This window comes from Granulicella aggregans, assembly GCF_014203275.1.
In the GTDB taxonomy this organism is placed as follows: Bacteria; Acidobacteriota; Terriglobia; order Terriglobales; family Acidobacteriaceae; genus Edaphobacter.
On the sequence record NZ_JACHIP010000001.1, the window covers coordinates 376,454 to 391,484 of the forward strand.

The window sequence follows — 15,031 nt, forward strand, 5'->3', positions numbered from 1 at the left end:
CGTGAGAAAAACAATTCTGGTTTTCAGCTGGCGAAAATTATTTCCAGACTTCTTTGCCGCAAGACTATAAGGCATAAAGGCACCTCGCCCGATCGAGCGGTGCATAAGGGGACGCTTGCAGCGACGCCTGCCATCATTGCGGAAATAGTGGGGGAAGTAAAGGAGGAATTTCATAAAAAATGGATGGCTGTCCGGCTTTGTCCGCTTTTGTCCAAAGCGGGAACGCCGAACCAGTCCATCCATTCATCCACAGCATGCAGATTGATCTGCGGTTCATTTTCCGGGAATCTGCTCCCGATAGATGTCCCACTCTGTCACCAATTTATGGACGACCGTGCTGCCCACCAGCCACGTCGATTCGAAGGCCGTCGACTTAATGTAAGGCGCGCTGACGCTCTCAAGCGCTGTCCTCCCCGGACGCGGCATGCTGTAGTTGCTTCCTACGCGCAGCACCATCAGCCGCTGGTAGTCCACGCGATGCAGCCGGTCGAGCCGCTGCATCGCCTCGGCGATCGCCGAGTCTTCCATGTTAGTCATCGCAAAGGTGCCGCGACCGCCAGTCCATAGCTTCACCCAGTCCTCGGCATACCCGGTCATCACCTTGCCGTGCCAGTACGTGTCCGACGCAAAGCTGTCGCCTTCAAGCACCACCGGCAGCTCGCTCGCCTTTGGATATCCCGTCCAGCCGGCCCGTGACTGCTGCATCGCAGCGTTATCGGGAATCTTCACATCTTTCGTCTCGAGAAACGCCCAGTGCGCCAGCTTCCCATTCAACTCATACAGGTTGTTGGACATCTGCGTTGCAGGCAGGACATTGGGCTCATGAGCTCCGATGACGAACATCCCATACGGCCAGCTTGCGGGAGCCTCGCGGCTGTCGATCTGTCGAGAGATATCGCCCACCACGTAGCTGGCCCAGGCTGCCGTGCTGATCGAGCCTACCTTGGGATCGACGCCAGCAATCCCCGCTACGAGAAAGTACGCGTGGCTGAGGTCTAACCTCGGATCGAGGCCCAGGGCCATCATCGAGGGGCCGGCGTTCGACAGCGTCATCCCAGTCACGATGCCGAGCACGTCATGCGACTTGTTAATACGGAGCGCCCTGACTCCGCCAGGAAATTCGATCTTCTCGTCGAGGTGCTCGCGTTCTACCCAGTACTGGAACTCCCCAGGAGCGTCGCCGGTGTCCTCACCCGGCTCGAACGTGGTGACGATGACGACCTTGATCGGCCACGGCTTCTCCTGCGCGGGCAACACAGCAGCACAGAGACACACCACCGCCACTAACAAAACTCGCAGTTTCATCGCACACGCTCCAGGGAAAGTCTTCTTTCCCCTAAGTGTACGTGAGCCTAAAGCGCGAACTCCTGCGCCAACAGCTCGTAGCTCCTGATGCGCGCCGCGTGGTCCCAGGCGATCGTATTGACGATCAGTTCTTGGATACCGAGGTCAGCCGCCATCTCCCGTAGCCGCTCTCCCACCCTGGCCGGAGTTCCCACGAAGTATCTCGGCCACTCACCCTCTTCAACGGCGATGTCGCCAAAGACCTGCAGCTCGCGCAACGCCGTCTCCGGTGATGCGACGGGGCGGCGATCTCCAAGCCTAATCCGGCGCTGCAGCACACGCACGCTCGAAGCAAGATAGTCGGCCTCTTCGTCGGTCTCCGAGCAGATCACGCCAACCGCCACCGTCGCCTCTGGAACTTCACGACCGTCTGCACGCCTGCTGGCCAGAAATCCTCGCTGGTAGGCCTCGATCGCCGGACGCGTGTGAACCGGGCTGAAGAAATGGGCAAACGCATACGGCAGGCCAAACCCAGCGGCGGCGGACGAACTCCACATGCTTGAGCCCAGCATCCATACATCAGGGGCGCCGGGCATCTCGGGCGAAACCCGCATCTTTGCAAAAGGATGACGCTCCTGGAATCCCTCTCCTAAATAGGCCAACAACTCGTTCACCTGGTCCGGAAAGTCGTCCGCCATACCCGTCTTGCGGTCTCGCTTCAACGCGAGCGATTCCACCGGCCCACCACCCGGAGCGCGGCCAATCCCGAGATCGATTCGTCCGGGATACAGCGCATGCAGCGTACGGAAGACCTCCGCCACCTTAAATGCGGAGTAGTGAGGCAGCATGATTCTGCCAGACCCAAGCCTTATCCGCTTCGTCTCCGCACCGATCCGGGACAGCATGATCTCCGGAGCCGTACACGCCAGCGTGTCCATCGCATGATGCTCGGACATCCAGAAACGCCGATAGCCCAGCTCGTCGACCCTCCGCGCTAGTGCAATCGAGTTTTCGAGCGCTTGTCCGGGCGTGCTTCCCTCGGGTACCGGCGATTGATCGAGCACCGAAAGCTTAAGACCGTGTTTACTGTTTTCGTCCACACTCTATAGATGTGTCACCGCGCCGAACGACCCACGCCTCGCCAACCGGGCTCCGAATAGTTCATACTTTTAGCCGTAGACGCACGTCTCCTGAACGTGGGCGTGCTAACCTCCCCGCAACACTGAACGACCCGCAGGAGCTCCATTGAACACCGTTGCTATCTCCGATCTTCCCGCATTCGACGCCGCAGCCTTTGCCGCCCATACACTTAGCTCCCCAGCCAACCTTGCCGCGGTACTCGATCACACCCTGCTGAAGCCCGAAGCGACACGCTCTCAAGTCCTCACACTCTGCGCCGAGGCCGCCGAGCACCGCTTCGCCTGCGCCATGGTCAACCCCACCTGGGTCTCGACCGCCGTCCACGCGCTCGCGGGAACCGGCGTTCCCGTCGGCGTGGTCATCGGCTTTCCTCTCGGCGCAACGCTTTCCAGCTCCAAGCGCGACGAGACTGTGCGCGTGTTGAAGCTAGGCGCACATGATGTAGATATGGTCCTCAATGTCGGCCTGCTCAAGTCCGGCCAGAAGGAAGACTTCGAGGCTGTCCGCCAGGACATTCGCGGCGTGGTCGATCTCGCTCACGCTGCCGGAGCAATCGTAAAGGTGATCCTCGAGACCTGCCTGCTCACCTTTGAGGAAAAGCTTCGAGCCTCCGACCTTGCCCTCTCCGCCGGGGCCGACTTCCTCAAGACAAGCACCGGCTTCTCGACCGGCGGAGCCACGACCGACGACATCGCTCTGCTACGCGGCGTCGCTGGAAATCACGCCGGCGTAAAGGCCTCAGGAGGCATCCGCTCGCTGGCTGATGCGACAGCCATGTTGAACGCGGGTGCCACGCGCATCGGAGCCAGCGCCAGCGTTCGAATCATCGCGGAGCTTAGCGGCCAGGCAGCCACTACGCCTCCGTCGACCGGATACTGACGCCATGGTAAAATTCGCCACGTTCGCTGGAGTGATATTCGCTGCGGGCGTGGCGCTCGCTCAGGTCCGGCCCACGCCGCCCGCACGCGACCCGCTTACTCCGGGATATCCCGCTGCGGTCGAACTCGCGGATGGCCAGCTTCCTCCGAAGCATGCCGATGGAAATTTCATCCTCGGCCCCACTCACACCAGCGTCCCCGAAAGCCTGCCTCAGACCGGCGTGCCACAAGGCACCATCGCCGAGTTCACCCTGAACTCTGCCGACAGCAAGCTCTACCCCGGCATAGCGCGCGAACCCGGAACCTTCGGCATCGTCGACCCGAGGGAACCGGGTAAACTCATCGTCACCACCAGCCATCCCGCTCCGTACAGCCGCAAAGTGACGGTCTATATTCCGAAGCAGTATATGGCCGGAACCATTGCTCCGTTTATCGTTGGAGCCGACGGCCCGGACCGGACGCTCTTCACCGTGCTCGATAACCTAATCGCACAGAAGCGCGTTCCAGCGATGATTGCCATCTCGATCAGCAACGGTGGCGGAGACGCACAAGGCAGCGAACGCGGCCTCGAGTACGACACCATGTCCGGCCGCTATGCCGAGTTTGTCGAGAGCGAAGTCCTGCCTGAAGTCGAAGCCAGGTATCATGTCAAACTGACGAAGGATCCCGATGGCCGCGCCACCACGGGCGGAAGCTCCGGTGGATCATGCGCTTTAATTATGGCGTGGTATCACCCGGAGCTATATCACCGAGTACTGACTTACTCCGGCACTTACTTGAATCAGCAGTGGCCGTATTCGCCCGAAACCCCGCACGGCGCATGGGAGTTTCACGAGCACCTGATCCCCGGCGCACCACGCAAACCGCTTCGGCTATGGCTCGAAGTGGGCGACCGCGATCTGCTGAATCCAAACATCATGCGCGACGACATGCACGACTGGGTGCTGGCCAACGAGAAGATGGCTGAAGCACTGGCTGCAAAGGGATATCACTACCAGTTCGTCTTCGCCCGCGATGCTGGCCACGTAGACCCGGCGGTGCGACGGCAGACGCTCGCCGAGGCGCTCGAGTATGTGTGGCAGGACTACAAACCCTCGTCGCGCTGACTCTGTCTGAAATTGGACTGCGCTTAGCCGGCCTCCACAAAGGCCTTAAGACGTACCAGCGCTCCGTCCCACTGCTGCGACACCTTATCGAGATACTCCCGCATCTCCATCACCGGCCTGGAATCGAACTCGAAGAGACTCTCTCGGCCTTCTTTCCGGCCATGCACCACCCGCACGTTCTCCAGCACGCGCAGGTGCTTGGTCACGGCCTGTCGAGTCAGCTTCGTTCCTTCGGTCAACTCGGCAATCGAATACCGCCTGCCGCTCGCCAGCTTCGTCAGCAGCGCTAGCCGCGTCTCATCGCCCAGCGCCGCAAACACTGCCGCGCGCTCACGCTCACTTCTATATCGTTTTGTGGACATACGCCTCTATATTCTTCATCTGCTGCGCCCATCCACCGTCATTCCGCAGGAATGCCTCTGCTCGCCGCGCTGCGGGCACTTTCTCAAAGCCGGACTCGGTCACCGTCAGCAAAGTCCCCACCGCAACCGGCTCAAGACGAAACTCCACTAGCGTCGGTTCCTCGGTCGAGTAGTCCACCTTAGGGTCGACCGCATACGGATGCCAAGTGAATGAAAAGTACGTCTCAGGATTGATCATCCCGATGACAATCTCCAGCCGCACGTGCTCATACCCCGGGTGCGTGATCTGCCCGCCGATTGGCTGCCCCGCCGAGAAAGGCCCATTAATCCTGACCAGGAACCACTCGCCAAACTGCCGCGAGTCCGTCAATGCAAGCCATACGCGAGATATTGGTGCAGAAATCTCAATCCGCTTTTCGATCCGATCATTCATGAAGTTATGCTCCGCATAAGCAACTCAATGGTTGCATATTCGAAAGCATAAAGAACAGCGTCGCGATGTGCAACCAAAAAGCTGTTAAATGGGATTGCCAGATTTATCTCGAATCCATCTCGGGCGCACTAATACTTATAAATCCGCGCCTCCCAAGGGTTCAGCGACAGCCGTCCCTTTCCAGTTCCATGCAGGCCGGGCAGATTGTCCAGTACGAGCCTCGCAGCCTTGACTTCATCCGGCCATGCAAACTCGATGGAACTCCCAGAGAAGTTCAACACCACAAGGAACCTCTCGTCACCAAGCGTTCTCGTGTAGGCAAAGACCTTGTCGTTCTCCGGATCTAGATCCTTATAGTCGCCATAGACAAGCGCCGGATGAGCATGATGCAGCGCGATCAACTGCTGCGTATACGCGAAGACAGAATCCTTGTCCTCGACTTCTGAAGCCGCGTTGATCTGCGCGTAGTTCGGATTCACCGCGAGCCAGGGTTTGCCGCCCGTCGTAAAGCCACCATTCGAAGTCGCATCCCATTGCATCGGCGTGCGGGAGTTATCTCGGCCAAACTGATGTGCCTCCGCGACGAACTGCTCCTCGCTCATCTTGCCGGTCAGCACCTTCGCCTTGTACGCGTTCTTCACTTCGATGTCATCGAACTGCGAGAGCTTGGTGAACGGATAGTTCGTCATTCCCAGCTCATCGCCCTCATAGAGAAACGGCGTACCGCGGAGCGTAAGAATCATCGTCTCCAGCAGCTTCGCCGAAGGGACGCGAAACTCCGCCGAGTCGTCGCCGAAGGTCGAGACCAGCCTTGGAGCATCGTGGTTTGAGAGGAAGACCGTGTCCCAACTTGTTTTGCTCAATACGTTTGCATGGTTGGTATAGATCGCCTTGAACTGCGGCAACGTCCACTTGCGCGCCGAGTAACCGTCGCCGCGACTGATCCGCATCGCGTCGAAGTTGAACACGAGATTCAACTCATGGCGATTGTCATCTATGATCTTGGGCTCTTCGGCAAGCGTGATGCCGATCGCCTCGCCGACAGTCATCGTGTCATACGGGCTAAGCGCCTTCTTGTTCATCTCCTGCAGGTACTCGTCGCGATGAGGGCCGTTCGCCCAGAGCTTTACGAAGTCCGTCCCCGGCACCAGGTCAGGCAAACCCGGCTGCTTCGAGATCAACGGAATCACATCCATGCGGAAGCCATCGACTCCCTTGTCCAGCCAGAAACGCATGAGGCTATAGACCGATTCGCGCACCTTCGGATTGTCCCAGTTCAAATCCGGCTGCTTCACCGCGAACAGATGTAGATAAAACTGCTTCGTAGGCGCACTGTACTGCCAGGCCGAACCCGAGAAGAAGCTCGGATAATTGTTCGGCGGATCGAAGCCATTCGGCGCCGAGGGGTTAGGCTTGCCGTCGCGCCAAATGTAGTAGTCGCGATAGGGATTGGTCTTGCTCTTCGCGCTTTCGACGAACCACTTGTGCTCGTCAGATGTGTGATTCACCACCAGGTCGATGATCAGCCGCATGTGCCGCTGCTTGATGCCCGCCAGCATACGGTCGAAGTCCGCCATGGTGCCGAACTCTTTCATCACCTTTTCGTAGTCGCGAATGTCGTACCCGTTATCGGCGTTCGGCGAGTCGTAGTGCGGGCTCAGCCAGATCACGTTCACGCCCAGCTTCTGCAGGTAGTCGAGCTTCTCCGTGATTCCGTTCAGGTCGCCGATGCCGTCGCCGTTCGAGTCTTTGAAAGACCTCGGATAGATTTGGTAGACGACGGCCTCTTTCCACCACTTCGGCTCGTATCCATTGACCTCAGCGACCGGCGCGCTCTGCGCCAACGCCCGATTGGGCTGGTTCAATCCACCTAGAAGACACGCAAGCGAGAAAACTCCCGCAATCTTGAAAACACGTTTGGCCATGATCTACCCTCATCCTGCGAGCACTCATAATACCTGCGGAGCCGTTGCGCTGGCAGTTATTCGAGGTTCTGAATCTGTTCGCGTGCACGTTCGATCTCGACCTTCATCTCGAGGCCCAACTCTGTGATGCGCAGGCCGTTCTGCGCCGTCGCTCCACCGGTCTTCGAGAGTAGAGTGTTCGCCTCGCGATTCAGCTCCTGCAAGAGAAAGTCGAGCCGCTTGCCTACCGGGCCGCCCTCGTCAAGCATCGTCAGCAGGCTTGCGACATGCGTCCGCAGTCGCACCAGTTCTTCTTCGACGTCGCTGCGATCGGCCATCAATGCAGCCTCCGAAAGCAGCCTGTCTTCGCTGACGCCGAGGCCATCGGTCAGCTCCGCAATGCGTGCCCGCAGCCGTTCGTAATTCGCCGTTCGCACACTCTCGCGAAGCTCCGCCACCTCGACGGCAGCAGCATCGAGCCGCTGCATCGAAGCTCGAAGCTCCGCGACCAGCGCCGAGCCTTCCTCTGCACGCACCGCGTTGAAGCTGGCGATCAAGTATGCCAGCTCCGCCATCACTGGAGCCTCAAGCATTACCGCCTCATCGCGCGAGTTGCTCTGGGTGCTGGTCATCATGCCCGGCACGCGCAGCACCTCGTTCAGGTCCGGCTCGGATTCAAGACCATGCCGCGCTACGCAGTCGCGAAACGCCGCGACGTATGCGGCAATCTGCTCGTCGTTGAAGTACAACCCCGTGCGCGTCTGTCGTTCCAGCGTGAGCGAAAACTCCACATGGCCGCGATGAATCTGCTCCTTCAGCATGCGCCGCAACTGCCCTTCGAGAGCATCGCATCCCTGCGGTAGACGAAGCTGCAGATCGAAGAAGCGATGGTTCACGCTCTTCAACGACATCGTAAAACTTGCCCGTTCCTCAGCATCCACACGACGGCTCGCATAGCCGGTCATCGAGTGGATCGGCAAACCCTTCTTCTCGCTCACGCAGCTCCCTCCACCGAGTCTTCATCGCCTTCCGCAGCATCCGTGCGGAACTGAAGGTCATGCAGCCGCCGGTACGTTCCCGAGAGTTCTAGAAGCTCATCGTGAGTCCCAATCTCGGTAATGCTGCCCTGCTCCATCACCGCGATCCGCGTGGCATTTCGCACCGTCGAAAGCCGATGCGCTATGACGAACACCGTCCGCCCCTGCATCAGGTTCGCGAGCGCCGCCTGCACAAACGCCTCGCTCTCGGTATCGAGCGCCGAGGTCGCCTCGTCGAGAATGAGGATCGGAGCGTTCTTTAGGATCGCCCGAGCAATTGCAAGCCGCTGGCGTTCACCGCCACTGAGCCGAACACCTTTTTCACCGATCACCGTGTCGTAGCCGTTTGGCATGCGCAGGATAAAATCGTGTGCCAGCGCCATCTGCGCCGCCTCTTCCACCTTGCTCAGCGGTACATCCGGCTGCCCATACGCAATGTTGTTGCGGACCGTATCGTTGAAGAGCACGACTTCTTGCGTCACCTTGCCGATCTGCCGCCGCAAGCTCTCAATCGTCACGTCGCGCAGGTCGTGCCCATCGATCACAATGCGCCCTTCATTCACATCGAAGAACCGCGGAATCAGATTTACCAGCGAAGACTTCCCCGCTCCGCTTGGTCCGACAAGAGCGAGCACCTCGCCGCGCGGCACGTTCAAGTCGATGCCGCGGAGCACCTGCTTGATCTCACCTTCGCTCTCGTAGGCGAACCCAACACCTTCAAACACAATGCTGCCTCTGAAGTCTTCCAGCTTATGCGCGCGCTTCTTCTCGCGAACATCGTCCTGCGCATCCATGAACTTGAAGATGTCTTCGCTCGCACCCAGCGCCTGCTGAAACGAGTTGTAGAACATCGCGAACTTCCGGACCGGATCGTAGAGAGAAAATGTCGCGAAGAGAAATGCGATGAAGTCGCCCGTCTTCATGTGGTGCGCGATGATCTGCCGCCTGCCGATGAAGAGCAGCAACGCAATCGCGATCGAGCCAATCGCATCCATCAGCGGCGAGCTGATTGCCTGCACCGACACCGACTTTAGGTTCGCGCGAAAGAGCCGCGTGGCCGCGCGACGGAAGCGATTCATCTCCCACAGCTCCATGCCGAACGCCTTCACGATGCCGTTGCCGGTAATGGTCTCGTGCAGGATGTTTTGAATCTCCGCAAGCTTGTCCTGCCCCTTGCGTGTCGTCCTTCGAACCTGCCGTCCGATTCTTCGAGCGGACGAGATCACGACCGGTATGAACAGCAGCAGTATCCAAGCCATCTTGCCGCCCAGGCTGATCACCGCAACGGCCATGAAGATCAGCGTGAAGGTCTGCTGCAGGAATTCACCGAGCACGCTGGACATCGCAGTCTGAACTCGCTCGATGTCATTGATGAGCGTGGAGAGCAGCGTCCCGGTGGTGTGCTTCTGAAAGAAGCCTACCGAGCGCCGCAGCACGGCGTTGTACAGATCGTTGCGCAGGTCTGTGATCATGCCGAAGCCGGCGTAGTTGATCATGTAGGTGCCCGCGTAGTCGCATACGGACTTGATGATCGCCGACATGACGAGCGCATAAGCGACGATGTCCCACGAGTTGTGAAAGTGGCTCGGGACGAGGAAGCGCAGGCTGAAATCGCGATCGAAGTAAGGCACGTGGAACTTCAGCACATCGGCGTAAGGCGCATCCGGGCTCAGCACCTGATCGAAGATGGGTTTGACCAGGAGGATTCGCAACGCAGCCATCGCCCCGACCGTCGCCATCAACAAGACAGACGCCAGCGAGTAAACTGCGTAGGGCCGCACGTAGAGTAGAAGCCGCCAGATACGCTTCATGCGCTCCTACTTCGGCCATATGCCTTGGTCTTTATTGATAGTTCCATCTCTTCCATTCTACGGCGCTATGCGAAGGCAGAGGCTCGACTCAGTCTAGCTCCACCCGGAAGCTATACCCGTGCCGGGTAAATCCCAGCGCATCATAGAACCGGTGCGCCCCTTCGCGCATCCGGTTGCTCGATAGCGTGAGCTTGTAGCAGCCCGCAGCGCTGCACCGGTCCATAGCATCCTGCATCATCGCCTTGCCGACACCGCGCCCGCGATACTCCGGCAGCACCATCACATCTTCCACAATGCCCGACCTGCGCCCGCGCTTGGCCATGTTCTCCATGATGAGCAATTCGTAAGTGCCTACGACCACATCGCCATCGCACGCCACATAGACGCGAAGCGCCGGGTTCCGCTGCATCATCTCCAGGTGCGCGACACCCTCATCAAGCGTGAAGGCCTCATCGCTCGCACGATCGCCAAGCTCATAGAGCTTTAGCATCGCAGCCACGTCGCTCGCCACCGCTTCACGAATCGCCAGACCATCCATATCCGTTGCCTTAACGCGGCATGTCCCGATGCGCTGCCTTCACGCGATATCCTTCGCCAGCTAGCCGCTTCTTCATCTCTTCCGCGATAAAGACAGACCGATGCTGCCCGCCCGTACATCCGAACGCCACGGTCAGATAGCTCTTGCCCTCCTTGATGTAGTGCGGCAGCAGGAAAGTCAGCATGTCCGTCGTCTTGTCCAGGAACTCCTTCGTCTGCGGAAACTGCCGAACATATTTCGCGACCTTGGGATGCTTGCCAGTCAAAGGCCGGAACTCCGGAATGAAGTGCGGATTGGGCAGGAAGCGAACATCGAAGACAAGATCGGCCTCCGCGGGAACGCCGTTCTTGAAGCCGAAGCTGATCGAGGAGATGGTGAGGTTGTGTTCAGCGTCGCCGCGCTGAAACTGTGCGTTGATATGCGCCCGAAGCTCATGCACATTGAAGCGCGACGTATCTATGGTGATGTCCGCCACGTTGCGGATCGGGTCGAGCCGCTTGCGCTCCGCCTTCAGCGACTTCAAAACCGTCTCACCGGTTCCGTTGCCACGTCCCATCATCGGGTGTGGCCGGCGAGTCTCGGAGAAGCGCCTGACCAGCACGTCGTCCGTGGCTTCGAGAAAGACGACTTTCGTCGCGAGCACCTTCCGCACCTGCTTCAGGATCGCCGGGAAGCTGTTCAACTTCGCGCCTTCACGGACATCGACGACCAACGCCGCGCGGTCGATCGCGGCTGACTGATGCACCAGGTCCGCGAACCTGGGAATAAGCTCCAGCGGCAGGTTGTCGACAGAATAGAAACCTAGATCTTCGAAGGCCTTCAGCGCGGAGAGCTTGCCTGACCCGGACATTCCAGTGAGGATCACCAACTGATCCGGGATCGGCGCAGGGGCAGCGCCTTTCGCGGCTACTTTGCGCGGTCCTCGTGACGGCTTCGCTTTGTCCCGCTTATCTACAGCTTTGACTGACTTGTCAGCAGTCTTCGATCGCATCCAGAGATCCTAGCATCCACTAGCAGGCAGGCGCGTTACAACCTTGTCGCAACGCGCCTGCTCCGCAGGGGAAGATGCGACTACGGAATGATGATCAGCTCCATCTTGCCGTCACGCTTGCGATGCAGCACCATCACCTGAGCATCGCGATCGCGGAAGACGAAGACGTCCTTGTCGCGAAAGGCTGCTTCCTTCACTGCCTCCTCAAGCGACATCGGCCGCATCGACGACGAGTCGATCGACCTCACCACGTGCGGCTCCACCAGCGGCGAGCGGGACGGGAACGAGTGCACCACCATCGGCACCGCCTTGCGCACGCTTCCGTTAGCGCCATTGCCATTCTTTGCAGCGACAGACTTCACAGACGCCTTCTTCAGAACCGCCTTCACCGGCTCGCCTGCCTCGCTTTGCAGTTCGGCATCCTTTGCGGTCGACTTCGGATGCCGCTTTTCTGCCGTCTTCTTCTGGTTGTGACGGATGGCCTGCTTCTCCAGCTTGGCCAGCGCATCGTGCAAGGCGGCCTCCATCTCTTCCGACTCGCATGTCGCGACCATGCTCTGCTTGCGCGTCTTCAACGTGACTTCTGCGATCCTCCGGTACTTGTCGGTTGTCAGAAATACATGGGCGCTCGCAGTCTTACCCACCAGCTTGGCTATCCGGGCAAGTCCTGCTTCAGATTGTGTCTTGAGTTTCTTCCCTACAACGGTCTGGCGACCTGTGTACTCGATATCCATCTTCACCTCGCGAACTCAACATCTCGCCAAAGTACTTTACTCCGCACACGAGGCTAACGTACACGCCTCTGGTGGGTGCTGGGAATCTGCATGTCTTCGCGGTACTTCGCTACCGTGCGCCGTGTCACCTGTATGCCCTGGCGCTGCAGCTCAGCCGCGAGCTGATCGTCGGTAAGGGGCTTGCGAGAGTCCTCATCTTCGATCAGCTTTTTAACCTTACGCTTAAGCAGGACCAACGGAAGATCGCCGCCCTCCGGTCCGTTCACGCCCTCGGAGAAGAAGAAGCGAAGCTCGTAGACGCCCTGCGTGGTATGCACGTATTTGTTCGCGACGGCACGGCTGACAGTTGAAGGATGGACGCCAATCTCCTCGGCGACTTCCTTGATCATCATCGGCCGCAAGGCGGATTCACCGTGTTCAAGAAACTCTGCCTGGCGCCGTACGATGACTTCGCAAGTCCGCACAATTGTGTTCTTTCGCTGTTCTATATTTCGGAGGAGTTGAATAGCGGACTTATACCGTTCTTTCACATACTCGCGAACGTCCTTCTCGGTCTGTTTCTGACGCAGCATCTTGCGATAGCCCTGGTTCAGCCGCAGCGTGGGCATCTCCTCTTCGTTCATCAGCACGACGTACTCGCCGTCGCGCTTTACGAAGGCGACGTCCGGCTCGATCAGCCGGGTCTCCGAGTGGTTGTAGCGCTGGCCCGGTCGGGGATCAAGGGTGCGGATAAAGTCCACCGCCGCCTGCACCTTGTCAGCTGAAGCGCCGCAGCTTCGTGTCAACTCGCGCATGTCCTTCTTCTGCAGCAGCGCGAGGCAGTGGGACACGATATGGAGGGCAATCTCGAAGACGTTTGCGCCGGTTCCGGAAGCAGGTTCCGCTGCAACGGCTACATTGAGCGCCGGCTCTTCGCTCCCATCAAGGTCGAAGCCATTCCTTTCGTTCAGTATCTGTTGTCGGGCGTAGCGCTCACGGCGCTTCAGCGCGATCCCTGCCTCGCGCTGTTGCGCCTCAATCTGCAGCAAGAGGCACTCGCGAAGATCACGCGCGCCCACCCCGATCGGATCAAGCTGGTGAACCACATCAAGCGCCGCGTGAAGGGCGTCATACGCTCCACCGGTGTGCTGTGGAACTGAGGCTGCAATCTGAATCGTCCCACTCTCGAAAGCAGTTGCCACCGCGCCGATCAGGTCGCTCGTCTCAAGCTGAGCGGCCGCTTCGCCCTGCGCCGGCCAAGTTTCGAGTCCGGCCTCGCTGTCGTCTTCGGCCGGACTCGTCTCGGTTGGCGCTGGCCAGTGCTTCTTCCCCCGCTCAATAGAGATGGGTTCCAATCGTCCCGGGGCCACTGGCCGCTGAAGAAACTCCACCAGCTCCTCATCAGTCGCCGTTAGGTAGCCATCCGCGTTCAGGTTTCCGATGATCAGGTCCGCTGCGGCCCGCACCGCAGGCGTCAGAGGGAGCGAGCCAAGCTGCCAGGTCAGGTGGTCCGTAAGCGTGCTGGGCTGCGAGAGAAAGTTCTCAAACGAAGGCTTGTCATACTCCTCAAAGTTCGAGGCCGTCTTGAAGCCGGGATCCAGATACTCCTGGAAGTAGCTGCCAAAGTCGATCTCGTCGAACGGGTCCTTCTCGACTCGCTCGCTTTCGGCGGCAACCTCCTCGGCGGAGCGCTCCCGGTCGCCTTCGAGGCCGGACCGCTCTTCCAGCGTCGAGACGGACTCTTCAAGCTCCTCAAGCACCGGATTCTCGATCATCTCAGTGTTGATCATCTCGCGCAGCTCAAGCTTATTGAGCGCGAGAACACTGACCATCTGTACCAGGCCGGGCGTCAGCGCTTGTCTTTGCGAGACCTTCAGGTTGAGCTTGGGTTGCAGCACTATATCAAGGCCCTCGCAGGAGTGAATCAAGACCGGCAGATAGGGGGTTTCCGTCTTCTACCGCTTTGCCAACGGCTTCTAATTACCTCGACGGATATCTGAATTACCGGCTTGGCCCCAGTCTACACTCGGCTGCCAGAAACTGTCCGGCGAAGGCGGGTGTGGAACCGATATGGGAAGCCCTTCCTCTCAGGAGCCTCTTGCTACCTAATCCATCGAAAAACTCTCGCCCAGGTAGATCCTCTTCACCTCGGGATCACGTCCCAGCTCGCCCGGCGTACCTGTCCTGAAGATCTTGCCCTCGGCGATGATGTACGCGCGGTCCGTGACGGAGAGCGTCTCCCGGACATTGTGATCGGTGATCAGCACACCGATCCCACTCTTCTTCAACCCGAAGATGATCTCCTGCAGATCCAGCACCGCGATCGGGTCGATGCCCGAAAACGGTTCGTCCAGCAGGATGAAAGCCGGCTCGATGCAAAGACAGCGCGCAATCTCGACACGCCTGCGCTCGCCACCGCTTAGCGCATAACCGCGAGTTTTGCGGACGTGGCCCAGGTTCATCTGCTCGATCAACCGGTCTGTGCGGATACGGCGACTCTCCCAGCTAAGCGGCTGCGCCTCCAGCACGGCCATGATGTTCTCCTCGGCCGTCAGCTTGCGAAAGATAGAAGGTTCCTGCGGCAGATAGCTGATGCCGTAGTTCCGCGCCCGCAGGTACATGGGCAGCCGGCTGATGTCGCTGTCGTCGCACAGAACCCGCCCCGCATCGGGCCGAACCAGCCCCACAATCATGTAGAAGCTCGTCGTCTTACCGGCGCCGTTCGGCCCCAGCAAGCCCACCACTTCGCCTTGCTGAATCTCCAGGCTGACGCCGCGCACGACCTCGCGACCGCCGTAGGACTTGCCGATTTCTTCTGTAACCAGTCTCCGCAT

General features: G+C 59.3%; 14 protein-coding genes. 2 read left to right on the forward strand and 12 right to left on the reverse strand.

The genetic code is table 11. From position 1 onward, the window contains the following. Nucleotides 1-273 precede the first annotated feature (273 nt). Both HDF16_RS01500 and HDF16_RS01505 read right to left on the reverse strand, forming a co-directional pair. Nucleotides 274-1,305 carry a purine-nucleoside phosphorylase gene (locus tag HDF16_RS01500; protein WP_184213405.1) on the reverse strand — a complete coding sequence of 344 codons (1,032 nt, stop codon included), beginning with the start codon at nt 1,303-1,305 and terminating at the stop codon, nt 274-276. A gap of 47 nt (nt 1,306-1,352) precedes the next feature. After that, the gene (locus HDF16_RS01505; RefSeq protein WP_348641209.1) at nt 1,353-2,348 is read right to left on the reverse strand and encodes an LLM class flavin-dependent oxidoreductase; all 996 of its coding nucleotides are present in this window, start codon (nt 2,346-2,348) and stop codon (nt 1,353-1,355) included. Nucleotides 2,349-2,529: 181 nt separating this feature from the next. Here HDF16_RS01505 and deoC point away from each other — a divergent pair, with 181 nt between their 5' ends. Then, nucleotides 2,530-3,303, forward strand: a complete 774-nt coding sequence (gene deoC / locus HDF16_RS01510) for a deoxyribose-phosphate aldolase (protein WP_184213407.1) — start codon at nt 2,530-2,532, stop codon at nt 3,301-3,303. 4 nt (nt 3,304-3,307) lie between these two features. Then, a complete protein-coding gene (locus HDF16_RS01515; protein ID WP_184213408.1) occupies nt 3,308-4,408 on the forward strand; it encodes an alpha/beta hydrolase in 1,101 nt (366 codons plus the stop codon). 23 nt (nt 4,409-4,431) lie between these two features. On the opposite strand, the gene HDF16_RS01520 is transcribed toward HDF16_RS01515, so the two are convergent. The 10 genes from HDF16_RS01520 to lptB form a co-directional block, all read right to left on the reverse strand. Then, a complete protein-coding gene (locus HDF16_RS01520) occupies nt 4,432-4,770 on the reverse strand; it encodes an ArsR/SmtB family transcription factor (RefSeq protein ID WP_184213409.1) in 339 nt (112 codons plus the stop codon). Continuing rightward, nucleotides 4,751-5,203: an SRPBCC family protein gene (locus tag HDF16_RS01525; protein ID WP_184213410.1), complete on the reverse strand. Its 453-nt coding sequence runs from the start codon at nt 5,201-5,203 to the stop codon at nt 4,751-4,753. The genes HDF16_RS01520 and HDF16_RS01525 overlap by 20 nt, the downstream gene beginning before the upstream one ends. A 128-nt stretch (nt 5,204-5,331) precedes the next feature. Then, nucleotides 5,332-7,128, reverse strand: coding sequence for a glycoside hydrolase family 13 protein (locus HDF16_RS01530; RefSeq protein WP_184213411.1), 1,797 nt, complete (start codon nt 7,126-7,128; stop codon nt 5,332-5,334). Nucleotides 7,129-7,184: 56 nt separating this feature from the next. Next, a complete protein-coding gene (locus HDF16_RS01535; protein ID WP_348641210.1) occupies nt 7,185-8,105 on the reverse strand; it encodes a YicC/YloC family endoribonuclease in 921 nt (306 codons plus the stop codon). After that, nucleotides 8,102-9,955: an ABC transporter ATP-binding protein gene (locus HDF16_RS01540; RefSeq protein WP_184213412.1), complete on the reverse strand. Its 1,854-nt coding sequence runs from the start codon at nt 9,953-9,955 to the stop codon at nt 8,102-8,104. Before HDF16_RS01540 ends, HDF16_RS01535 begins: the two co-directional genes overlap by 4 nt. Nucleotides 9,956-10,043: 88 nt before the next feature. Continuing rightward, complete coding sequence (locus HDF16_RS01545; protein WP_184213413.1) at nt 10,044-10,493, reverse strand: GNAT family N-acetyltransferase; 450 nt, start codon at nt 10,491-10,493, stop codon at nt 10,044-10,046. Nucleotides 10,494-10,503: 10 nt separating this feature from the next. Further along, the gene (rapZ, locus tag HDF16_RS01550; RefSeq protein WP_184213414.1) at nt 10,504-11,484 is read right to left on the reverse strand and encodes an RNase adapter RapZ; all 981 of its coding nucleotides are present in this window, start codon (nt 11,482-11,484) and stop codon (nt 10,504-10,506) included. Between the two features lie 80 nt (nt 11,485-11,564). Beyond that, the gene (gene hpf, locus HDF16_RS01555) at nt 11,565-12,218 is read right to left on the reverse strand and encodes a ribosome hibernation-promoting factor, HPF/YfiA family (RefSeq protein ID WP_221312421.1); all 654 of its coding nucleotides are present in this window, start codon (nt 12,216-12,218) and stop codon (nt 11,565-11,567) included. Between the two features lie 53 nt (nt 12,219-12,271). Next, nucleotides 12,272-14,098 (reverse strand): RNA polymerase factor sigma-54, encoded by a 1,827-nt coding sequence (gene rpoN / locus HDF16_RS01560; protein ID WP_184214141.1) that lies wholly within the window; start codon nt 14,096-14,098, stop codon nt 12,272-12,274. A gap of 204 nt (nt 14,099-14,302) precedes the next feature. Then, on the reverse strand, nt 14,303-15,031 hold the full coding sequence (gene lptB, locus HDF16_RS01565) for an LPS export ABC transporter ATP-binding protein (RefSeq protein WP_184213416.1): 729 nt from the start codon (nt 15,029-15,031) through the stop codon (nt 14,303-14,305).

Excerpts from the sequence above, each read along its gene's own strand:
- HDF16_RS01500 (WP_184213405.1), bottom strand. The coding sequence starts at position 1,305 with ATGAAACTGCGAGTTTTGTTAGTGGCGGTGGTGTGTCTCTGTGCTGCT.
- HDF16_RS01515 (WP_184213408.1), top strand. The coding sequence starts at position 3,308 with ATGGTAAAATTCGCCACGTTCGCTGGAGTGATATTCGCTGCGGGCGTG.
- HDF16_RS01520 (WP_184213409.1), bottom strand. The coding sequence starts at position 4,770 with ATGTCCACAAAACGATATAGAAGTGAGCGTGAGCGCGCGGCAGTGTTT.
- HDF16_RS01525 (WP_184213410.1), bottom strand. The coding sequence starts at position 5,203 with ATGAATGATCGGATCGAAAAGCGGATTGAGATTTCTGCACCAATATCT.
- HDF16_RS01530 (WP_184213411.1), bottom strand. The coding sequence starts at position 7,128 with ATGGCCAAACGTGTTTTCAAGATTGCGGGAGTTTTCTCGCTTGCGTGT.
- HDF16_RS01540 (WP_184213412.1), bottom strand. The coding sequence starts at position 9,955 with ATGAAGCGTATCTGGCGGCTTCTACTCTACGTGCGGCCCTACGCAGTT.
- HDF16_RS01545 (WP_184213413.1), bottom strand. The coding sequence starts at position 10,493 with ATGGATGGTCTGGCGATTCGTGAAGCGGTGGCGAGCGACGTGGCTGCG.
- rapZ (WP_184213414.1), bottom strand. The coding sequence starts at position 11,484 with ATGCGATCGAAGACTGCTGACAAGTCAGTCAAAGCTGTAGATAAGCGG.
- hpf (WP_221312421.1), bottom strand. The coding sequence starts at position 12,218 with ATGGATATCGAGTACACAGGTCGCCAGACCGTTGTAGGGAAGAAACTC.
- lptB (WP_184213416.1), bottom strand. The coding sequence starts at position 15,031 with ATGCGGAGACTGGTTACAGAAGAAATCGGCAAGTCCTACGGCGGTCGC.